Raw genomic sequence first — 23,032 nt, 5'->3', positions numbered from 1 at the left:
CAACGATCAATTGGGAAGACATGAAGCCTGAAGAATCTCCTATGGCATATACACCATGTATAGATGTCATCCCCATTCATCTGTCCTGATCAAGCCCAACTCCGTTCTCTCAATGGCATGAATAATATCAAAAAAAGAAATGTCATTTTTATTCCGTGATAAGTGGTAGCCTCTGCGGGCACCTATCATGCCTGGTTTTATGAGTCTCTTTCCGCAACGAGAAATCATTGCTTATTTTTAGCGCATATACCGACCCAGATCATTACTTATACGCAGTTAGTTTCATATTCGTATTATGGGTGTATATAGAGTAAGATTAAGTAGATTAAAAGGTATTTATAACCATTTATTTAAAGGAGGTGTATCTATGGTCTAAGACTTAGTCAGAATTGTTGCGAATCCAGTTGTGTACAAGAGGGTATCATTGTTTGCTGCGCCAATAGGTCAAAAAACAGGAGGTATTTTATGAAAAAATGGTTTACTACCGTACTTACAGTAATATTTATGCTTTCGTCAGTTTCTATTGTATCTGCTGCCGAAGAGAGCGGAGATGGTTTTAGATCTCAAATTAAACAATCCAATTTCTCTGAGACTGTTGTAGGCGGCCAGACAAAATTAAAAATACCAAGCAGCGCCAATATCAATGCAATCGCTGGTCAAATTTACCCTGAATTTTTTATTTCGATTAATTCAAAACAAGGGGCAACTTTTGACGGTGGTGTTATCTTGGATGGAACCCAGTGGAAAGCTGTTATATTCGGTGGTGCGAGCAGCAGCACCTGGCAAGAAACCAACATTAGCAATATCACAGGACAAACCGTAAATCTGAAGCTGGCTGGGGAAAAAGATTCTCGAGGAGAATATATTGTAAAATTGACTGTTTCAAATTCATCTGGCAGCACCATTGGTTCTATCTCTGTTGATAAGAATACGCCCAAATACTATAAAGGCAATAGAGATGGCGAACTTGGTTGGTTGGCTGAAAACCCGTATTATTCCGGTCTAAATACAGTAAGCTACGAATTAAACATGGTACCGACTTCATCTATTTCTGCTGGTTACTACCACAAGACAACGGGCAGCAATGGGAAAAGAGCTTTCTTTGACGGAGCTGAAATGTCTATTGCAGTACCCATAAAAAAAGCTGGCGGAACACTGGCTTTAAACGGCTTTTCGTGGAGTCATACGAAAAACTGCGATGATTTCCAGTACACACAAGCCGATGTAGACAAACTCGTTTACGATGTTTCTAACCAAACGTATTTGTACACAACTATGAACTTTAATAATCTCCCGTAACCCACACATCGAGTAGCGACATTCCAATCCACTCTTTAAATGTCACGAGTCGCGTATGCCCTTCTGAGGGAATGACTCGTAGACTGTATCGTATTTATTCATTAACATCAGCCTGCAGGTGGGTGTTGTCATCTTCCACTGATGCTAAGTTGGCAATCATCTCACAGGCAGGCTGACCTGAATAATAGAGTGTTAAGAGGATATAAATGGCCTCAGGCCACGACTGCTACACTCTTACGTTTTACAATACCCTGTTGTTAGTTTCGAACACCAATTCCCCTCCAAATCCAACAAAGTATAGGTTTTACACAGAATTCCTATCCTCACCTAGTAGCAAATTTTTTTGAAACTAGTAGTTTTCCATATCCTATTCCCCTCTACAGCTAGACGGAACTGGAAAGGTATTTTTTCTACGCACTCGTGTAGAGTGCGACCGAGCTGGGTTAATACATGAGCTGACACTACAACCAGTTTCTATCCACGCACTCGTGTAGAGTACGACCACTATACAGTGGACGACAAAGAGACATATCAGCATTTGTTTCTATCCACGCACTCGTGTAGAGTGCGACTTACTTATCCCGAAAAAGAGGCTACGATGATATTAGAGTTTCTATCCACGCACTCGTGTAGAGTGCAACCAGAAGGAACTAAATGAAGTAATTGAGTTGAGTGAGGTTTCTATCCACGCACTCGTGTAGAGTGCGACTCCAATAAATCTATTCGTTCTGCCCATAGATGTGGGTTTCTATCCACGCACTCGTGTAGAGTGCGACACAAATTCCCTCATCATGACTCTGCAGTACATAGGTTTCTATCCACGCACTCGCGTAGAGTGCGACAGCGGGTACAAAGAGTCCTTGTCCCACTAAGGCTCCCAGCTCCAAAAGTGCGGATCTCCAATATACAAGGATAACTTCACTGACATTCAACTGACAAATTGCCGAAATCCCTTGTGCAGCAAGAGGTGCGGATCTCCCGGGGATTTCATGTGCACCTGGGGTTCGCACCAAATCAACTACTTCAACCCTAACAAACCTTTCCACTTATGCTTAGTATCGCTTATGGCATACAAAGTAGCAAGTGGAGGTTTATATTCATTTAGGCATACAACAACATATAGTTAACGATCCCATTTAAATTTAAAGTATGTATAACTAAAAGCACCTCAGGGCACCGATGCCCTACAACTACATACAAAAGCCCTCATCTAGTAAAAATGAGGGCTTCCGTTTAACTTATTATATAACGATAATTAATTGCGGATAAGATAATCAAACGCACCCAGAGCTGCTGTAGCACCAGATCCCATCGAGATGATGATCTGCTTATAGGGACTATTCGTACAATCGCCAGCAGCAAACACACCAGGTACATTTGTAGCACCATGACTATTTACCACAATCTCGCCCATACGAGAACGTTCAACCGTGTCGGCTAACCAATCTGTATTTGGAACGAGACCGATTTGTACAAATACACCTTGCAACTCCACATGATGCTCTTCTCCTGTCTCACGATCGACATAAGAAATTCCGTTTACTTTATCCGTTCCAGTAATTTCTTTGGTTTGCACGTTTTTATGAACAGTAACGTTAGGTAGACTATAAAGTCGGTCTTGCAGCACAGCATCGGCTTTGAGCTCTGGCGCGAACTCCAATACCGTTACATGTTTTACAATACCTGCAAGATCAATCGCTGCCTCAATACCTGAGTTACCGCCGCCAACAACCGCAACATCTTTACCCGTGAACAATGGACCATCACAATGCGGGCAATAAGCTACCCCTTTGTTCTTAAACTCCACTTCACCAGGAACTCCAATATTCCGCCAACGCGCACCTGTTGATACAATTACCGTTTTGCTCTTGAGAACTGCACCGTTTTCGAGTTCAACTTCGATAAAATCTTTCTTTTCCAGACGCTTGGCACGCTGCAATTTCATGACATCGATATTGTACTCTTTCACCTGCTCCTCAATACTGGCAACGAGCTTAGGACCTTCCGTGTATTTAACACTGATAAAGTTCTCAATGCCCATAGTATCATTGACCTGACCGCCAAAACGTTCCGCAACGATACCAGTACGAATTCCTTTACGTGCTGCATAAATGGCTGCACTTGCACCTGCCGGCCCACTGCCAACAACAAGCACATCATAAGGATCCTTATTGTCAAACTCTGATGCATCAGGAGCAGTACCCAGCTTGGCAAGAATTTCTTCAACCGTCATCCGACCGCTGTCAAAAAATTCACCATTAAGGTAAACGCTTGGCACAGCCATAACGTCCTTGCTCTCAACCTCTTCTTTGAAGACTGCACCATCAATCATCGTATGAGTAATACCAGGATTAAAGATACTCATCAAATTCAGAGCTTGTACAACATCAGGACAATTATGACAGCTCAGGCTAATGTAAGATTCAAATGTGTATTCGCCACGAATACTTTTAATTTGATCAATTACACTTTGCTCAACCTTGGGAGGTCTTCCGCTAACCTGTAACAGAGCCAACACTAATGAAGTAAATTCGTGACCCAACGGAGTTCCTGCAAATGTTACCCCAGTGTCTTCCCCTACTCGATTTACGCTAAAGCTTGGTGTTCTAGACAACTGCACTTTCTCCACCGTTATCTTTGCAGACATGCCGGCAATTTCATCAACCAGTGCAATCATCTCTTGAGATGCCTCATCAGCGTCTGCACTAACTTTTAGAACAACATCTCCTTCTAAGAGTTGGAGATATTGTTCCAGTTGAGTTTTTAATTCTTGGTCTAGTGTCATATTATCACACCTTAAATTTTGCCTACGAGATCAAGGCTTGGTTTAAGCGTTTTTCCGCCTTCTTGCCATTTTGCTGGGCACACTTCGCCCGGATTGTTACGAACATACTGTGCTGCTTTGATTTTGTTCACCAGCGCGCTTGCATCACGGCCAATACCACCAGCTGTAATTTCAACTGTTTGGATCACACCGTCCGGATCAATGATAAACGTACCACGGTCTGCAAGACCATCCGCTTCGATTAATACATCAAAGTTGCGGGAAATTACATGAGAAGGATCGCCGATCATAATATAAGTAACTTTACCAATAGCTTCAGAGCTAGCATGCCATGCTTTATGTGTGAAGTGAGTGTCTGTTGATACGGAATATACTTCTACGCCCAACTTTTGCAATGTTTCGTATTGGTTTTGCAAATCTTCAAGCTCAGTAGGACATACGAATGTAAAGTCTGCTGGATAGAAGCATACTACACTCCATTTACCTTTGAAATTTTCTTCTGTTACATCGATGAATTTCCCATTGTGAAATGCTGATGCTTTAAATGGCAATACTTCTGTTCCGATAAGTGACATATTTATAATCTCCTTTAAATGTAGTGTAGTGATTAAAGCCCATTCAGAACCTGTAACATTTTCTGAACACACTTTATAATCATTATTATTTACGAAATGATGCAATCTGTCAAGCTATTTTATAATAATTACAAATTGAGAACTTTTTTCAGTCAAATACCTCATTATTCATTATGCTATGCTGTTAATGAAATGTGAGTATTCCTTAAGAAGTAAGGTTTCATTCGATGAGCCTTCGCCTTCCTTCACTTCATTTGGCCACTGCATATGGAACAACATTTAACCTCTAACACATTCATTCGAATACAAGAGATTGCTTCCTCGACTGTGATGGGTGATGTTCCCACATAATAGGATGCTCCTAATTTAGGTGCCGCAAAAGGTTCGATAAGGCAAATCAGATGACTCAGGCAATACAGCGTAATCATCCTGTTCAGAGGTGTGAGCGTATGGGTTGGAAAGTACATCAATTAGCTTCTGCATCACACTAAAGTCTCCGTGCCGCACCGCTGCTTCTAGCGCCTCCTCTACCCGATGGTTGCGAGCGATAATTGCAGGGTTGCTGTTCCGCATTAATTGCTGCGAGGCGGCGTCTGATTGCTGCTGTCTGGTCAGTCTAGCCTGCCATTGCTCATGCCACTGCGTAAATTCCGCAGTTCCAAACAGGATGGAATTCTGGAATTGACCCAAAGTTAAGGCACGGAAGGTATTGGTGTAGTCCTCGCGATACTTGCCCATCATGCTGAGCAGGTCATCGACCAGAGATTCATCTTGCTTCTCTTCGTTAAATATGCCCAATTTAGCTCTCATTCCTGTGAGCCAGTTATGGAAATACATTTCAGCAAAATCTGAAATAGCCTCTTCTGCCAATTCAATTGCCTGAGTCTCATGAGTATGCAGCAGCGGCAATAAGGTTTCAGCAAACCTGGCGAGATTCCAGGCAGCGATTTGTGGCTGATTTCCATAGGCATAACGTCCTCGAGTGTCAATGGAACTGAAGACTGTTGCCGGATCATAGGCATCCATAAATGCACAAGGCCCATAATCGATCGTTTCTCCGCTAATGGTCATGTTGTCAGTATTCATCACTCCATGAATAAAGCCCACAAGCTGCCATTGCGCAATAAGCGCAGCCTGACGCTTTATAACTTCGCGAAGAAGGAGCAGATATCGGTTCTCATTGGCGCTAACTTCTGGGAAGTGTCGTTCTAATGCATAATTAGCCAGTGCCTGAAGTTCTTCAGCAGTACCCCATTGTGATACGTATTGAAAAGTACCAACGCGAAGATGACTGGCAGCCACGCGGGTCAAGATTGCACCTGGCAGTTCCGTTTCTCGGATTATGAATTCACCGGTTGTCACTACTGCCAGACTGCGGGTGGTTGCAATGCCAAGCGCATGCATCGCTTCACTGATTATATATTCGCGCAGCATCGGCCCTAACGCGGCTCGCCCATCTCCACTGCGAGAGTAAGGTGTTGGTCCTGCACCCTTGAGCTGAAGGTCGAATCGTTCTCCTGACGGCGTAATTTGTTCGCCAAGCAAAAGCGCTCGTCCGTCCCCTAATAGGTTAAAATGTCCGAATTGATGACCTGCATAGGCTTGAGCGAGCGGCGCAGCACCTTCAGGAATCTTGTTGCCTGCCAGTATAGCTGTACCAGTGATACTTTCCAGCGCTTTGGTATTCAGCCCTAGAGAGTTTGCCAACGGATGATTTAAAATGACCAGCTTCGGTGACTGAACAGGAGTCGGATTAAGTCTCGTAAATAGGGATACGGGAAGGCGCGCATAACTGTTATTAAAGTTCCATCCCATATGTAGGTTTGTTTCATGTTCTGGCATCCTATCACCTCAGTTCTCATGTCGTTCAGCTGAAACTCCCTGCTTTAGGATTTACTGCTGTTCATTTATTATACCCTTTCCAATACTAGATGCACTTGTTTGTAATGATTCGTAGTACCAACTAAGTTTTTTATCATGTTCTACGTGATAGCAATAAGATATTGCAATCTCTTAAGTCTGTATTCATCTCATATACTAATTTGATTTTGATAAAAGATAGAGGAAATAGGGAGTGACAAAGATTGTAATAATGACACCGGTCGGAATATCTGCACCCATACTGACCGTACGGGTAAAGGTATCTGCCGCCAAAATAATTAACGCTCCTACCAATGCCGCAGTTGGAATCATGAACTTGTGGTTAGGACCTACAATTCTACGAGCCAAGTGAGGTGCGATCAATCCCACGAAGAAAAAGTTACCCCCGAGTGCTACACTGCCGGATGATAATGCGACGGCAGCTATCGTCAGACCGATAAACTCTCGTTTAACTGCGACGCCAAGACCAGTAGCTGTTTGATTGCCCAGATTTAACGTATTTAGAGTATTCGATTTGAACACTACATAAAAACCGATAATAATAACCCAAGGCAACAACACCATAATGTACTTCCAATCATCGCCCCATAAATTTCCGATCTGCCAACGCAGTGCAAAATCATACTGTTTCTGTTCTAGACCAAGTGTAATCATAAGCGTTAATGCGCCGTATCCACTGCCTAAGGCCACACCCGTCAGAATCAAACCTGTAGGTGACAGCTCCTTACCTTTTCGATAGGCAAGCACAAATATAAGCATCGCTGCTGTGATACCACCTACAAAGGCCAGCAGCGGTAAGAACATGGGTGATAAAAATCCGCTCCCCGCAAAAACGGTAATATACAGCATTACAAATAATCCGGAACCTGAGCTGATTCCTAGCGTACCCGGACTGGCCAGATCATTTCTGAGCAGGCTTTGCATCACACAGCCCGAGATGGCCATTCCCATGCCTACTAACACTGCCAAAGCAATTCGAGGCAGACGAAGCTCAAACACGATTAGATTTTGCTTCTCGGTACCCTTACCGATGATGACTTGCAGTACCTCGAGCGGAGATAGATTTAATCGCCCCACGTTCATACTAATTACAGCAAGTAGGATTACCAATACGGATAATAACAAAATAACACCAATCGGTCTTGCTAATGCAAATCGCTTCTTAATGATTTGAGTCAACCAAACTCCCTCCTTTGTTTGCGTACAAGATAGAGGAAGTATGGAACCCCGATCAATGCAAAGATAATTCCAAGTGGCATTTCGTGAGGACGTCCCAATATTCTGCCCAGTAAATCTGCACTAACCATAAACACTGCGCCATACAAAGCGGAAGCTGGTATGATGTAACAATAGTCCACACCAATGATATATCGAACAATATGCGGAATAATGAGTCCAACAAAGCCGATAGGACCGACGACAATAACAGAAAGTCCAGTTAATACGAGGACAATTATGGTGGCAGCGCCTTTAATCCGTTTTACGCGTAGTCCAAGACCTGCTGCAAGCTCTTCCCCGAAGTTCAGTATTGTAATAGATGGAGCGAGGGTAATTGCCCAAATCAAACCGATTACGAATACTGGCGTCACGTAAACAAGCTGCATCCACTCCACGTTAGCCGTTCCTCCAGCTGTCCAATAGGCCAAACTTTGTCCAATGTCATATTTAAGTGCAATATAGGTGCTGAAAGAACCAAATAGCATTGAAATAGACATTCCTGCCAGCACGAGACGCTGTGGGGTCATTCCGCGCTTACCGACTGATGCCATGTAATAAGTAATAGCTGTTGTGATAGCTGCACCCATACAGGAATAGATCATCGTTTCTACATAAGATCGTCCTGGCAAAAAGGCCATACACAGGGCAATCGCAAATGTCGAACCCGAACTGATGCCTAGTAGTCCAGAATCGGCCAGTGGGTTACGGGTAGTTCCCTGCATAACGGCTCCACACACAGCCAGACTGCATCCAACTATGATATCCGCTGCTGTTCGAGGCAAACGGAAAATTCGAATAATATGGTGTTCAGGAATTCCAGAATCAAAATGAAAAAGAGCACCCCAAGCCACTTCAAGGCTCATGTCTGCGGCACCGAATGAGATTGATGCTGCAGTTGCTAAAATCAGCATGATGCTACCAGTGAGCATGAACAAGCTAAACTTCAATCTTCCCTTGCTGCTGTTATCTGTTTCCATTAACATATTGACACCTTTAGTTTGTCCGTTGTATACGCTATTATTTCTTTTCTAGCGCGAGCAACCGATCCAAGATATAATCCAACTGTGCTGTCATGCTCGCAACATCGGAATAATAGAACAAACCGCTATACTCACCTGGAATTTGTATGACATTTCCTTGTTTAACCGCAGGGATGCTGTTCCAGATCACTGATTTTGCATATTCGGACTCGTATCCCTCTTTCAAAAACCAGAGCACATAGTCTCCAAAATATTGCGAAGCCACTTCATAGGACAGAGAATCACGACCCTTTCCTGACTTCTTAACCAATTGCTCGAGCTTCTCTGGCTTTTTCAGTCCAATATATTCGTAGAGCAGTGTGCCACCCCGTGAACCCGTCTCGTACATAACGCCGTATGATTCTCGGCCCCAATCCTGAAGAATACTGAAGTTTTTGTCTTTAAAAATACCGCTGCTCAGCTTTCCCTTTGCATTTTGAAGCTTTTCCTCGAAAACGGCAATCGCTTCTTTGGCCTCTGCTTCATGTCCAGTTGCTGCGCCAAGGAAAGATAATCGCTCTGATGAGCTTACTTCCCCCTCGGGAACTACAATAACCGGGGCAAGCTTGGAGAAATCCTCATAATCCTTAGGATCGTAAGTAATGATCAGATCGGGATCATATTTCAAAATTTCCTCGGACTCCCATTTCTCCGTGATCGGAATTCCCTCAAACTGATCATAAAATGGCATCGCTTTATCCGCACGAGCGTTTATCGCCACAGGCTTAATGCCCAGTGTAAATACATCTCCCACATACCAGTTGACGATGACTCGCTGAGGATTAACGGGCACCTCCACTTCCCCCATCACAGTCGTTACTTTTCGCGTCCCAGACTTCTCTTCAGACTTCTCTGATTCACTTTTATCCGATTTAGTTGATTCGGCAGATGTTACAGCTTTAGTACTGTCCACACTTGATGCGTCTGAAGTGCTTGTACTGCCGCAGCCTGCCAAAACCATCATTACAATCACTAGCGTACACACAATAAGACCTATTTGCTTATTCATTTTGTTTAACATGATTTCTCTCCTTCTACAGCAAAATAATGTAAAGATTCAGTTATTCTATGAAACCAAACAATTAGAAATAATAGAACTAAAAATAAGAAACAACATTAAATGATAATGATAATTATTATCATCCAAGTCAGCTTACCAACAGAACTATATTTTGTCAATCGGCTCTTTAAACTTTGTTATTATTATACAAAATACCCACCTTTCTCCATCTCATGGACTTACTACATATAGTAATCACAGCAAAAGCCACCAATCTGTAAGATTGATGGCTTTTGCGTCTTAGGTCTGTGGATGTGCTTTACGATATAATTCGCGACTCTTGTATCCCGCCTCAAGAATCATCTTCATTTCATCTCTGCGTTTAACTTTTGTTGCTTCTTGCTTGGCACTATACACGTAACGTGCCCAATCTTTACGGTATCCAGGGGTGAGCGACTGGTATAAGTTCAGCAAATCGGGCCTATCCTCAAGATCCCTTTCCACACATGGGATCAAAGAAATATAATCATCTACACATTGACTTGACTGAGAAGAAATCCGTCCCTTGTGCTTAGCATCTTCTTTAAAACCGACCACGGTAAAGACATCATCTAACCCGACCATACGTGCGAACTTAATATTACTTGATCCAATGTATCCAGACTCATCACTGCCTAGCCCTGTTAATAAATCATCGCGATGGATAAACGTCGGGTAAACTTTATTGCCCTTTTTAGGATATGCCGCAAAGAGATATCCATGTTGACTCATATACTGGTGCTCGATAACAAGGTTGACCAGGTTCTTTAAGGACTCCATGTCTAATACAAAAGCAAATATCAGATCGTACGTTCTCTCCTTGAAAAAGGTATCGTAGTTTGTCAACGCATTAAAATAATCGGTTCCTTCCGGCTGATTTATAATGGCCGCTTGCTTGTAACTTTTTAAGTTTAGCTTTTCTACGATGGATTTAGGCAACTGTACTTCATCCCCTACTTGTAATCGAATGCTCTTCATCATTTATTATAATTTAATTGTGGCTGAAGACAAATCAAGCAGCTACTTGTCAAGGACATTAGCAGATGCCAAATAGGTTTTTGTCCATTCCTAATCGTGCCCCGTGTCATACATTGATATTGTTAATCAAATTGTTAGCCTTTTACGCCAGTGCAGCCAGATACAAACATTTTTTTCAGAAAAGGTGATGCTCTTTTGTCTGCTCGACATGTATTTAGTAAATGGAAAAAAACCCGCGTTCTGCAAAACACCTCATTGAAGCGTTACATTCCAGAAACAGCCCAATACAATTTCAGCCGCTTGGGAGAGATGTTGGGTAGATACAAAATGGTGTACGTAAAGCCTGACACTGGTACCCACGGTAAAGGGGTTATGCGTGCTAAAAGACGCTCCGATGTTTCGTTCGAACTAAGTGAAGGAGTTTCTACTCACTCATTTCCTTCCATGGATCTTTTGCACAATAAAATTAAGTCACGGATCGGAAAGCGAAAGTACTTGGTGCAACAGGGTATTCACATGCTGAGCCACAAAGGCCGAAAGTTCGATCTTCGAGTGTTGGTTCAAAAAAATTTGAACCATAATTGGGAAGCGATGTCCATCTTTGGTCGGAAAGCAGCTGCTCATAAAATTGTAACGAATGTAAGCAATGGTGGTAAAATGGAATCCTTGTCTACTTTAATGAGCCCTCACATGAGTCAGTCCTCCATTCGTCAACTTCGCAGCGAGCTTAACCAAATGGGATTAGCTGTAGGCAAGCAGTTAAGTAAAAATTATAAGGGCTTGAAAGAATTGGGGCTTGATATCGCACTCGACAAAAGCATGCGGCCATGGATTTTAGAAGTGAACACCAGACCTGCTATATATGTCTACCGAACATTTAACCCCGCTGCCTATCGCCGTATTTTACGTTATGCCAAAGCTTATGGTCGAACCAAATAAACGATGAAGCTTAACACTCAAAAAGGACGATAGCCCGAATGTGTAATAACATCGGGCTATCGTCCTTTTTCAACGAAAAAACAAGTTCTGTTGTTAATGACACTTATGAATATCAAATAAGTTCGTTTCTCTTTCTTAAAAATCGGAATAGAATACAGCTGAATACAGCACAAATGGCGGCACACAAACCGATGAATGCGTACCCAGCTTGGAGACCGCGGATTAAGCCCATTTGAGTATCCGCACCGAATAGATGTTTAACAACATCAATCACTCCCCCTATCATATAATTGCCAATGACACTCCCTATTCCCATTAAGGTGACTGTAAACGTGATAGCGGTATCACTCCCATTGGGATACCTTTTCGCGATAAAAGCCATAACCGTGGGATAAATCATGGCAATACCTATTCCAGCACCTGCAAACAGAAATGCTAATCGTTCCCCACCCAAGATGGCTGCAAACGTGCATATTGCAGAAAACGTGGAAAAAATAATAAGCGATAAATTAAAGCCAATGTTATCGGTTAGTGGACCTAATAGCAGTCTTGCGAGCGCAAAACAAAAGAAAAAAGCAGACAACATACCTGAGGCTGTAGTCGTATCCCAGGAATAAGCCTTTTCCAGGAAATTGACTAACCATCCACCAACAGCCAATTCCGATACAACACCAAATGAGAGGATCAGCACCATAAGCCATAGAGCACGGTCTTTCATCAAAGTCTTTAATGAAACATGATCTTCATGTGATATATTATCGCTTGGGAAAGTACTTCGCCATGCAAATAAGATTGGAATAATGGATAACGCTAACATAACGAGGTACATGCCGCGCCAATCCAGCGTGTACCCAAACACACTCACCGACATAAGCCCTGTTGCAATTAAGGGTGCGACGGTAGAACTGAGCCCATAGAAACCATGGCTTAAGTTCATCATCGTGCCTGTATTTTTGACGAATATCCGTGCTCCTAGAATAGCAAGCGCAATCTCAAGCATCCCGTTGCCGATATACATTAGAAAATAAGATGCGGAAAAAGCCGGATAGCTTCGAGAAAAGTAAATAAGAATACCTGAAATGAGCATAGACCCAAAGGCGGCAATACTTACAATTTTAATTCCCCATCTACGCGTCAGGAAAGCAGTAAATGAACAGGCTATTAAGTAACCCAATGCATTAAGCGACAATAACATGCCGAGCTGTGATTCATTTAACATAAAATCAAATTGAATTCGTGGGATTGCTGGTCCTTTTATATTTTCTGAAAAACCAAAAATAATAAAGCCTAAAAAAATCGTTGCCAGCTGCATGGCATAAATCCTGCTTTCAGGCTTTTTGAAGCGCTTTGCCACTCTCCTAAACCTCCAAGTTGGTATTATTCAAATCTTAAGCCGAAATTTCTTCGCTACTATTTTTTATTATAGTCTCTCTATTTATTTAATGGTATTAAAAATAGTAACAAGTAAAACAAAAGTCCTGCACTTGACTTAAATGAAGGAATATGTAAAACTTGATATATTTATGTTTGGTATAATTCGCTGATCTATAGCGATATTGGTTTAGTCCTCCTACATTTATTGATCAAGGTGAACTTAAAAATGAGTATATGTAATCGAATTAGAATAATGAAGCCCCCGTTTCCCTAGCTAAGCTTATACTTTTCGAAGTTATATAAGCTTGTAGGAGGGCGAATATAAAGTGAAAACCAAAAATAATGCAGTCCCGTCTTTATTATTAATGATCGTACTTGTGGCTTTTCCGCAGATTAGTGAAACTATCTATACACCTTCACTACCCGATATATCACTGGCGCTCCGTGCCTCAAATAGTGCGGTCCAGCTAACCTTAAGCATTTACTTTATCGGATTTGCGCTGGGTGTTTTCTGCTGGGGATGGTTATCGGATTATATCGGACGAAGACCAGCCATGCTGGGTGGCCTTGTTTTATATGGAATTGGAAGTTTATTGTGCTATTTCTCAGGATCTGTTGATGCACTTTTGCTAAGTCGTTTTATTCAAGCTTTTGGTGCCGCTACTGGATCGATCATTACACAAACGATACTTCGTGAAAGTCTATCAGGGACGCAACGGCACACCATGTTTGCGCAGATATCTGCAGTAATCGCATTTACTCCCGCTATCGGGCCGCTCATCGGAGGCTGGATTGATCAAGCCCTTGGATTTAGGTCGGTATTCTTTACGCTTGTTATTTTGAGTGTTGTTTTGTTTGTTTATGCCCTATTGAAGTTGCCGGAAACAACTGATAAGTCAAAACGAAAAAAGGTAGCTCTTGCATCGACCGCTAAACAAATGTTGTTGTCACAACGTATTCTAGTCTTTGGCGCGTTGATTGGCGGCATAAATGGAGTTATTTTCAGCTATTATGCCGAGGCCCCTTTTTTATTTATTGAGTACTTTCAATTATCACCAGGTGTTTACGGTTTCTTCGGGATTGTGGTTGCCTTGGCATCGATTTTCGGTTCAATGATATCCAAAAGACTATTAACAAGGCATGCCCCTGAGAAAATCATTCATTCAGGTCTTCTTGTAATGGGCGTTGGAGCGCTTGTATTGACAGTTGCTGGTGCAGTGGACACACTACCAAGAATCATGGCCATTGTATGCATATTAGGATCCATGTTTATTATGCTGCTGGGCGCAGGGATTGCACTGCCTAACTGTTTAAGTCTTGCACTTGTCGGTTTCCATGATGTGGTTGGAACGGCGGGCGCTATTTTTAGTCTAGGTTACTACTTGCTCGTTAGCTTTATAACATGGGGAATGAGTGTTCTTCATAATGGTTCTCTATTAACAATGCCACTATATTTCTTAGTGATAAGTTGGGGTATGTGGCTGCTTGGGAAGCATTTTATTGTTAGTGAGCAGCGTATTATAAGAAGATAACAATCATAACTAAGTTTAATAAGGACTTATATTGTTTCAAAAGGAGAATTTAAGGGGCTAAATTAGGAACTTAATCTTTAAAAAAGCAGCACTTGTTATAGTGCTGCTTTTTTGTAACCATAATAAGAATGATTTGTATTCTAATGCATAATACATTGTACAGATTTACGATTTAACTGTTGAACTTGTTATGTCAGTTATTCATATTAATTATTGATGAATAAAACGTTGTATTATAAAATAATTGAGATTATGCAATCATTCTTTTTACGAATTTAGGAGGAAATAATGGAGCCCGAACCGGAACGCGAAAATTTAGTACAGTTACTTAAGAAAGGAAATAAATCTTCTGCGCTCGCGATGGTAGGCAATGCTTTTATTGCAATTGCTAAAGGTACAGGAGCAGCTATGAGCGGCAGCGGAGCAATGTTCGCATCTGCTATGCATTCACTAGCAGACAGCGTGAATCAAGGATTTGTGTTTGCAGGAAGTATTCTTGCGGAAAAGAAACCTACCCGTCAATTCCCTACAGGATTTGGACGAGTAATAAACATCTTTTGTATGATTGCGGTCATTGTCGTGACGATCATGGCTTATGAGACTGTTCGAGAAGGATGGCATTTGATTCAGCACCCTGTGCAAGCTGGCGCTGGCAGTGCGTTTTGGATTAACATCGCCGCTTTATTGTTAAACCTTGCTGTTGATGGCGCAATCTTGTTAAAAGCGATGAAAGAAATAAACAAAGAAGCAAGGGTTGAAACAACAGGCTTCGGATTTATTCCAGCAGCATTTAAACATGTGGGTCGTTCTGCTCCTCCTACCCGCTTAGTATTTTACGAAGACCTGGTCGCAGTGACGGGTGCACTATTAGCCATGATCGCAGTTATCGTCACCTCTCAAACCTCATTTGAGGCACTTGATGGAGTTGTCACCATTCTCATTGGGCTGCTCATGGTTGGTGTTGCATTCCGGGTTGGTTATGATAATATGGTTGGGTTAATCGGAGTGTCGGCGCCTCGTGATGTTGCTGAGAGAGTGGCTTTAATTATTCTTTCTGATAAAGATGTGACCGATATCAATGATCTTCGTATTACTCAAGAAGGACGCTATTACCACGTCGATGCTATGATTGAATTACGTAGAGGCTTATCGTTAGCTGATGCTGATGATATCAAATTCCGTGTTCAAGATCAGCTGATTGCAGATCCAGATATTACAGATGTGGTTCTGGGTATTATTGAAGACAACGGTGTAAAAGACTGGACGCCGAATGTTCTAAATGAATTTTCATGAATAAGCACAATAGCGGTACATACAGACATGGAACGATTCCCTGCATGTATGTGCCGCTTTTATTGTAGCAACAGCAACAAAGAATTACTTATTTAACGACTTATTTAAGTTATGCAGCTTAGGATGGACTTCATATTATGGACAATAGTCGAGTAGAGAATTGGTGGGTAGATTATTTTGCAAAAATACAAAACATTACTATTTGATGTAGATGATACGCTATTGGATTTTGGTGCGGCTGAAAAGTTAGCTTTGGAGATGTTGTTTAAAGGTGAACAGGCTCTACTGACACCTGAAATTGAAGCACAGTATAAAAAAATTAATCATACGCTATGGAAATCCTTTGAAGAAGGGAAATTAGATCGTGATGAGGTTGTAAACACTCGCTTTTCTATTTTATTTAAACAATATGGCAAAGACGTGGATGGGACTGTACTCGAAAATAACTACCGGACTTATCTGGAACAAGGACATCAACTTGTTAATGGTGCCTTTGATTTAATAATGGATCTTCATCAGAAATACGATTTATATATTGTAACAAATGGCGTATCCAAAACACAGTATAAGCGTTTACGTGATTCGGGACTATATCCAATGTTTAAAGACATTTTTGTTTCGGAGGATACTGGTTTTCAAAAGCCAATGAAGGAATATTTTGATTATGTGTTTGCAAGAATTCCTAACTTTGCGGCGGAGCAAACCTTAATTGTTGGAGACTCTTTAAGTGCGGATATAAAAGGTGGTCATCTAGCTGGAATAGATACGTGTTGGTTTAACCCCGAAATGATACCCAATCATTCGGATATTATTGCCACCTATCAGATTCAAAAACTTGAGGAACTCTATTCTATTTTAAGAGAAAACAACAGCATTTCTTCTCATTCCTACATGAGATTGTGAAGAACCTTAACGAGAATCGTAGGACATTTGCGGATCTTATGGAATGCCATCGAATCAACGGTCCGTACCAGAGAAGAGGCCGATCCTAATTAACAGGTTGGCCTCTTTACTATTAGGTTATTTATGCTGTACATATTCATATGAGGTGTAAGCCCTTGATCCGCACCCTCAAACCACATAACTGGAACGACTTGCACACAAACATAATAATGGATTTATTTGTAATAAAATCCAACCTAAGTTAGCAAAAAGATGTTATTATTAGGTCATGACAGGTAAAACCATCCATATAATAGAATGCAAGAAAGGAGGAGTATCTAGATACTGTAACAAAAGAATTAAGTTTTCCATACAAAAGGAGGAATATGGATGTTTTCTTTGAAAAGCAAGCCTGGGCGTTCTGTTTTCCGTATCCTGTTTCTATGCCTCGTGTTGATGTTTACAATCGTTCCAATCACTTCGGCCGCCGCACCAGACCCTGTTACTAACCTTCATCTTACTAGCACTTCTCCCGTTACTATTGCATGGACGAACCCTACGACCGACTATGATTACATTCGGGTTATTAAGTTGAATAGGACTAATCTAATCGAAGTATTCAAAAAAGAATTAACCAAAGGAACAACCCTCTTCTGGGATCACACAAATGTTGATTCTAACAAACAATACTGGTATATCTTTCAAACCGTAAAGAACGGGGTATACTCTACCCAGCAAAAAGTAATCCTGAACTAAACCAACAAAATATTTATAATGACGGGTACTCATCTGATGCTAATATTCATAATCAATTAGCGAAAGGAGCTGTTTCCCAAGTGCATTTTTGTGACTTGTAGAACAGCTCCTTTTTTTGAAATGCTAGATTAGGATCAGGGTTTAGGGTACAACTAAGGTGTATGGAACGGCCCAGGTTACCCCATAAGTATTTACTAGTTTCAAAGTATATACGTAAGTTCCAGGTTGGAGTGTTAGAGTAAGAGAGGCAGATTGAGGATTGTTTCCATTTTCATTTAATATATCTTGAAAAGGGTAGCAGGTAGACGTGCAGCTCCCGTTTTGGTACAAATACCAGAAGTCCGCGTTATTTCCGCTTGTGATGGAGAACCCGACCTTATAATTTCGATTGCCCAAAGAAGAAACAGTTATGGTCGGGACAGCAGGCACGCCCAAGTAGTCCGCTACGGGTATGCGTGACACCGGTGCCTCAATCTTTGTTCCATCCGTTAGATGTGCAATCACAAAGTAATCGTATGTTCCCTTCTGCGATATTTTGTTGTCTATGCAAGTCGTTTGTGTTGTATTATTACATATATCCCACCAAAACCAAGCATAAAAAACGTCATGCCGCTTTACTTCATAATGGCTCACTTCCTTACCAGGTGGCGGATTCCAGCTGATTTGTACTTGTCGTTTTCCGTTAGCATCCTTCCCTAAGTTCACGGTGCTGCTTGTAAAATTTCCGTCTGCAAATACAGAGCTGCTAAGCGACAAAACCATTACCATTGCCCAAATAACCATCATCCACTTCCTCATAACGTTACCACCTTTCCCATTTGAGTTTTCTAATCATCAAATACATTTTATTACATATTTGATTACATGATCGAGCTTACCACGATGTGTGATATTAATAAAGATAATATAATAGATTACAGGAAAGAAATTTGATTAATAGAGAGCAGCTAAACATAGTGTGTATTCTCCAGCACCTTTGATGTTTGGGTGGTTAAGCTGATTACCTGATTCTAAAGCCAATCGCAGATGCCCGCCCCATAGTATGTGGCGGGCATCTGCGATTATTAGTTCGTGATTCTATTCTACATCCTACCGTCAGTGATTTTACTCGTTCAAATAGGTACTGACTCTATTCTGGATCAACTTGCTTACTTCCTCCACTGACTTCTGGCCATTCATATAGGAATCAAACTCTTCTTGGACGATAGTCTCGATTTTTTTATCAATAGAAAAGCTTGGGTGTGCTGTCTCAAGGACTTTTTGCGCGTACTGAATTTGTTCCTCCAATAACTTGGCATCCGGCACAGTTGCAGCCAATTTTTGCGCTGCTTCCTGAAGCTTTTTCTCATTTGCTCCCTTATGCAGGGGAATCCCCATCATGTAGTCCGAAGCTTGCACCTCTTCTGTGAGCATAAACTTCAGAAATTCCCAAGCTTCCTTTTGAACTTTGGAGTTACGATTCATACCAAAGCTGTTGCTAGATTTGTAAGTCCAACCGCGAGGTTGACCGCTGATCGTTGGTCTTTGGAACATTTGACTATTCGAATCTACTAATTTGCTCAATAGAGTTTCTGCTCTGTTACTTCCCGTATAAGAGAACAAGCTATTTTTATTTCCGTCACCGGAAGTACTCATACCCTCTTGGTTCTCGTCATTGGCATTAATCAGCCCTTCATCGTACATCGCTTTAATATTTTGCATAAGTGATCTGAATTCGTTGGAGTCAAAATTGGCTTGCTGATTATCCAGAACAAATTCTCGATAGCTATCCTCAAGGAAGTAAGACATGATCATCTCTGGTGGAAGTCCGGCAAAGGCGTATATTTCCTTGCCTTGCTGAGCCTGTATCTTCTTAGTGATATCCTTAAGCTGCTCCCATGTCCATGCCCCATCGTCAATGTTAGCGTTCACCTTTTTCAAAAGATCGGGCTTACCCACCATCATATCCAGCATCAGATTAACAGGCATGGAATACAGACCTTCAGCACCTTGTGGTGACTGGAATATGTTTTGGAAATACTGCTGCTTATCAAACGATGAATCATTTGTCATGAGATCATTTATGTTAGCCAATACCTGTTTATCCACCAATTTGTCTTCTGGCAAGTTTCTCATTTCTATCAAATCCGCTCCTTTCCCGGACATCGCTTCAGTAAGTACCGATTGCACATACTTCTCAGTCTCTAATCCAGTCATTATCAAGCCGCCGCTAATGGGATAGCTTTTAAGTTCGATATAAATGTCAGGATGCAAGGCCTCGAACTTTTCAACGACCGTTTCTAGAAAAGGGTTTACATGCAGTACGGAAACAACGACTGTTTTCTTGCCTCCAGCTTCGGGTGAAGGGGAAGAATCCGATACAGGATCTGCATGATTTGACGTACAAGCCGTTATAGATAACATGGCGATTATAAAGAGTAGCAACCATTTTTTGTTCATTATTATCATTCCTTTTTAATTTAGTCGAACCCGGTTGCCATCTTGCAACGGTTCACTCATTTCTACAATAATATCCGCTACTGGGGTAAGACCAGATAGTATAATTACCTCATCTTCTGTTTCACTTCCCGTCTTCACAGGTGTTTTTTGTGCGGTGTACGTATTGCCTAACGGACTTTTCTTTTCTCGCACAACAAATACATAACTTCCTGTACTATCTTTCTTAAGGACCTCTTTACGTAAGACCAACCCTTGCTGCTTAAGCGGTTTGTCGATGTACATGCTTGCCTGCTCACCTCCTTTCAAATTGTTATCCTTCATCGTGACCTCAATGATCTTCTTCGTATCCTCCTGCTCGTTGTTCATAGCACCTATTTCTCCTTTTGCCCCCTGATTATCAGGTGTTGAACTTTCCTTGATTTTTGTGATCGTACCCGTCACCGTCCATTCTTTTTCATCTTTCACACGGACTTGTACACTTTCGCCGAGCTGCATGAGTTCAGATGCGTTTACATCTGTGGCAAATGAAAAATGGAATCCAGCGCTGGATTTTGCTAGGGTTAGCGCTGTCGATCCACTGGAGAGTATCCCGCCCTCTCTCGCTTGAATATCCAATACCCGCCCACTATAAGGAGCCATTATCGTATTATTTTTTGACAAATCACTGCGCAAGCTATCAATCTTTCGTTGTTGTGTATTTACACTTAATTGTTGTTTGTCAAGTTCACGCTTTACCTGCCGTAATGCCTCTGCATCTTCTTCTCTTTTCGCAGCAATGTATTGTTCTCTTTGTGCATCGATATCTAACAGCAGCCTTTTCAGCCCATCTTCTTCATCTAGCAACTGCTGCTTAAGTGCAGAATTATCGAATGTTACAAGTACTTGGCCCTTCTTAACATCATCGTTTTTGTTAACATGAACTTTGGTCACTTTTGTGCTACTGTCACTAATCAAATCTTCCTGCTCCTTATAGGTGATCGTCCCACTGCCTTCAATGACTAGAGATAACAATTTGGTAGCGGCATTTTCTGTCGTCACTTTTGGCAGCATCATCGTTTGAAAGGTATTGCTGAACAAGGTCAGCACGGCCAATAGTCCAAAAAACGCAATAAACAAATAACGCAGCAGATGGCGGCGTATAGCCAGCATTTCAATTCCTCCCTGTACTATGGTGAATGATCGATGTTAAGAGGCGTTACCCTTTAATACCGGAAAGTTGAATCCCTTCAATAAAATACTTCTCCGTATTTAGAAATAGCAGCACCATAGGCGCCATATAAAGGCAAGAAGCGGCAAATGTAACCCCGAAGGCTTCCTTCTGCAGGCTGGACAGAAATACGGAGAGCGGTTGTAATTCCGCATCACGGAGAAAGATGAGCGGCTGCTCGACCATATTCCAGTTGTCAGCGAATAACAGTACAATAAGTGCTGCAATCCCTGGTTTGACCATTGGTAATACAATAGACACAAAGATGCGTAAATAACTCGCGCCATCTATTTTGGCAGCTTCCATGTAGGCCGTGGGAATCTGGAGCATAAATTGCCTTAGCAAAAACACCCCAAACGCAGCGAATATCCCTGGGAGAATGATGGAACTGGAACTATTTAAAAGTCCAAGACGGTCTACCATTAAATAATTGGGTACAAGCGTGACTTGAAATGGCATTAACATCGCTGTCAGGTAAAGGAAAAACAATAACTCTTTACCCGGGAAACGAAATTTTGCAAAAGCGTAGGCTGCTAATGCCCCCACTGCCACCTGCCCGATTATTATTGGCACAACCATGTACACAGAGTTCCAGAACATGTGTAAATATCCCGATGTGGATACGAGCACCTTAAAATATTGTCCAAAGGAGACCCAATCGGGAATCAGCTTCAAGTTAACGAAATCGTTCCTGCTCGAACTTCCAAGCATGTCGTAATTTGCGAAAATCTCTCGTTCTGGCATCAAAGAATTAACAACTGTAACTAAAATCGGGACAAATAACAGAAGTGCAAAAATCGTTAATCCAATCGTTCGTAAGAGTGACAGCATATTTTCTTTAAATTTTTTGCCCACTTGTGCAACCTCCTGAACCCATGTAGTTATGCGTCTTACTCCATAAATGAGCGGAACATGCGCTCGATTAGGAACAAGCAAGCAACCAATACGACAATACAGACTGCCATAAGTGTCGCTGCTGCAGATAACTTCTGAATGTCCAGCGATAAGAACATATTGTTCATATAGTGCTGCAGCATATAAATGCGATCTTGCGGATAAGCTCCTGCTATGAGATACGTCTCCCGAAACACTTTGAATGAATTTAATACGGACATCAGGATGACCAGGAACATCGTAGGTGTCAAATAGATTAACGTGATGCCAAACAACTTACGTATTGGCCCTGCCCCTTCCAGATCTGCGATTTCATAATATTGCTCAGGAATATTTTGTAGGCCCGCCAGAAACAAAACAACGTTGTATCCAATGTTCTTCCATACATAGATAAGAATGATAACCGCCTCAGACCATTCTGATTTCATCCAATCGATGCGACTCCAACCTGCGTATTGCAAAAAAGCGTTAAATACCCCGTTCCAATCAAACATGATCTGCCAAAAGAGCACGATAGAAGCCACCGGCACGATTAATGGCAGCACATATGCTGTTCGCAGCCAGTTTCTGAAGAACACACGCTGGTTTAACAGCATTGCCACAATGAGAGATAAAGTAACAAGCAACGGTACGCTTATAGCGGTGAATCGGATGGTATTTGCTGCTGCTTTTTGAAATGACAAGCTGGAAAGCAAATCTGAATAATTAACGAGCGTCCATGCAGCCGTGAGACGATCCTGGAAGGCGTACAGGATGCTTGTACCAAATGGAATTAAATAAAACAACGCAAAACCGATAAGACTTGGAGCGAGAAAGCAACAAGCAGTTAACATCTCCTTAATCTTTACACGGTGTATATTCATAAGCTTCTCCTCCATATCGGTAACATCATCAATCGGTATGTTTCCCGCTTCTATGGAGC

At 41.8% G+C, this 23,032-nt stretch carries 19 protein-coding genes, 1 pseudogene and 1 CRISPR repeat array; of the genes and pseudogenes, 6 read left to right on the top strand and 14 right to left on the bottom strand.

The features are described from left to right. Positions 1–102 precede the first annotated feature (102 nt). Positions 103–207 (bottom strand): annotated as a pseudogene (locus tag MH117_RS26865) (transcriptional regulator); the annotation flags it as partial. A gap of 258 nt (positions 208–465) precedes the next feature. Here MH117_RS26865 and MH117_RS17995 point away from each other — a divergent pair. Further along, positions 466–1,299, top strand: a complete 834-nt coding sequence (locus MH117_RS17995; RefSeq protein ID WP_239330906.1) for a hypothetical protein — start codon at positions 466–468, stop codon at positions 1,297–1,299. A 402-nt stretch (positions 1,300–1,701) separates the two neighbouring features. Further along, a CRISPR array of direct repeats spans positions 1,702–2,138; the repeat unit is 29 nt; unit sequence GTTTCTATCCACGCACTCGTGTAGAGTGC. A 416-nt stretch (positions 2,139–2,554) separates the two neighbouring features. Here MH117_RS17995 and ahpF read toward each other — a convergent pair. The 7 genes from ahpF to MH117_RS17960 all read right to left on the bottom strand — a co-directional run bounded on the left by ahpF (position 2,555) and on the right by MH117_RS17960 (position 10,794). Beyond that, positions 2,555–4,084 carry an alkyl hydroperoxide reductase subunit F gene (ahpF, locus tag MH117_RS17990; RefSeq protein ID WP_239330903.1) on the bottom strand — a complete coding sequence of 510 codons (1,530 nt, stop codon included), beginning with the start codon at positions 4,082–4,084 and terminating at the stop codon, positions 2,555–2,557. Between the two features lie 11 nt (positions 4,085–4,095). Beyond that, a complete protein-coding gene (gene ahpC, locus MH117_RS17985) occupies positions 4,096–4,659 on the bottom strand; it encodes an alkyl hydroperoxide reductase subunit C (protein ID WP_239330900.1) in 564 nt (187 codons plus the stop codon). 366 nt (positions 4,660–5,025) lie between these two features. After that, the gene (locus MH117_RS17980) at positions 5,026–6,501 is read right to left on the bottom strand and encodes a protein adenylyltransferase SelO (RefSeq protein ID WP_239330897.1); all 1,476 of its coding nucleotides are present in this window, start codon (positions 6,499–6,501) and stop codon (positions 5,026–5,028) included. Between the two features lie 195 nt (positions 6,502–6,696). Further along, the gene (locus tag MH117_RS17975; RefSeq protein WP_239330894.1) at positions 6,697–7,719 is read right to left on the bottom strand and encodes a FecCD family ABC transporter permease; all 1,023 of its coding nucleotides are present in this window, start codon (positions 7,717–7,719) and stop codon (positions 6,697–6,699) included. Next, on the bottom strand, positions 7,716–8,735 hold the full coding sequence (locus tag MH117_RS17970; protein WP_239330891.1) for a FecCD family ABC transporter permease: 1,020 nt from the start codon (positions 8,733–8,735) through the stop codon (positions 7,716–7,718). Before MH117_RS17970 ends, MH117_RS17975 begins: the two co-directional genes overlap by 4 nt. A 40-nt stretch (positions 8,736–8,775) precedes the next feature. Beyond that, a complete protein-coding gene (locus MH117_RS17965) occupies positions 8,776–9,798 on the bottom strand; it encodes an ABC transporter substrate-binding protein (protein ID WP_239330888.1) in 1,023 nt (340 codons plus the stop codon). Between the two features lie 279 nt (positions 9,799–10,077). Further along, positions 10,078–10,794: a YdeI/OmpD-associated family protein gene (locus MH117_RS17960; protein WP_239330885.1), complete on the bottom strand. Its 717-nt coding sequence runs from the start codon at positions 10,792–10,794 to the stop codon at positions 10,078–10,080. 195 nt (positions 10,795–10,989) lie between these two features. Here MH117_RS17960 and MH117_RS17955 point away from each other — a divergent pair, with 195 nt between their 5' ends. After that, positions 10,990–11,733, top strand: coding sequence for a YheC/YheD family protein (locus tag MH117_RS17955; protein ID WP_239330882.1), 744 nt, complete (start codon positions 10,990–10,992; stop codon positions 11,731–11,733). Positions 11,734–11,845: 112 nt separating this feature from the next. Here MH117_RS17955 and MH117_RS17950 read toward each other — a convergent pair whose 3' ends face one another. Further along, a complete protein-coding gene (locus MH117_RS17950; RefSeq protein ID WP_239331346.1) occupies positions 11,846–13,045 on the bottom strand; it encodes an MFS transporter in 1,200 nt (399 codons plus the stop codon). A gap of 427 nt (positions 13,046–13,472) precedes the next feature. Here MH117_RS17950 and MH117_RS17945 point away from each other — a divergent pair, with 427 nt between their 5' ends. From MH117_RS17945 to MH117_RS17930, 4 genes are all read left to right on the top strand, one after another. Further along, entirely contained in the window at positions 13,473–14,639 is a 1,167-nt protein-coding gene (locus MH117_RS17945) for a multidrug effflux MFS transporter (RefSeq protein WP_239331344.1), read from the top strand. Between the two features lie 288 nt (positions 14,640–14,927). Beyond that, positions 14,928–15,932, top strand: coding sequence for a cation diffusion facilitator family transporter (locus MH117_RS17940; protein ID WP_239330879.1), 1,005 nt, complete (start codon positions 14,928–14,930; stop codon positions 15,930–15,932). A 177-nt stretch (positions 15,933–16,109) separates the two neighbouring features. Next, positions 16,110–16,835, top strand: a complete 726-nt coding sequence (locus tag MH117_RS17935; protein ID WP_239330877.1) for a YjjG family noncanonical pyrimidine nucleotidase — start codon at positions 16,110–16,112, stop codon at positions 16,833–16,835. Between the two features lie 369 nt (positions 16,836–17,204). Next, entirely contained in the window at positions 17,205–17,570 is a 366-nt protein-coding gene (locus MH117_RS17930; protein WP_239330875.1) for a hypothetical protein, read from the top strand. 141 nt (positions 17,571–17,711) lie between these two features. Here the strand turns inward: MH117_RS17930 and MH117_RS17925 are convergent, their stop codons facing one another. From MH117_RS17925 to MH117_RS17905, 5 genes are all read right to left on the bottom strand, one after another. Next, positions 17,712–18,368, bottom strand: a complete 657-nt coding sequence (locus MH117_RS17925) for a fibronectin type III domain-containing protein (protein WP_239330872.1) — start codon at positions 18,366–18,368, stop codon at positions 17,712–17,714. A gap of 306 nt (positions 18,369–18,674) precedes the next feature. Then, positions 18,675–20,009: an ABC transporter substrate-binding protein gene (locus MH117_RS17920; RefSeq protein ID WP_239330869.1), complete on the bottom strand. Its 1,335-nt coding sequence runs from the start codon at positions 20,007–20,009 to the stop codon at positions 18,675–18,677. A gap of 15 nt (positions 20,010–20,024) precedes the next feature. Then, positions 20,025–21,158 carry an efflux RND transporter periplasmic adaptor subunit gene (locus tag MH117_RS17915; RefSeq protein WP_239330866.1) on the bottom strand — a complete coding sequence of 378 codons (1,134 nt, stop codon included), beginning with the start codon at positions 21,156–21,158 and terminating at the stop codon, positions 20,025–20,027. 46 nt (positions 21,159–21,204) lie between these two features. Next, positions 21,205–22,047 carry a carbohydrate ABC transporter permease gene (locus tag MH117_RS17910; protein ID WP_239331342.1) on the bottom strand — a complete coding sequence of 281 codons (843 nt, stop codon included), beginning with the start codon at positions 22,045–22,047 and terminating at the stop codon, positions 21,205–21,207. 59 nt (positions 22,048–22,106) lie between these two features. Continuing rightward, positions 22,107–22,973 carry a carbohydrate ABC transporter permease gene (locus tag MH117_RS17905; protein ID WP_239330863.1) on the bottom strand — a complete coding sequence of 289 codons (867 nt, stop codon included), beginning with the start codon at positions 22,971–22,973 and terminating at the stop codon, positions 22,107–22,109. Positions 22,974–23,032: the final 59 nt, after the last annotated feature.

Origin of the sequence: Paenibacillus sp. ACRRX (genome assembly GCF_022346885.1) — a bacterium.
Lineage (GTDB): Bacteria > Bacillota > Bacilli > Paenibacillales > Paenibacillaceae > Paenibacillus_B.
Note: the sequence above shows the minus strand (reverse complement) of the source record. Positions and strands in the feature narration are given on the sequence as shown.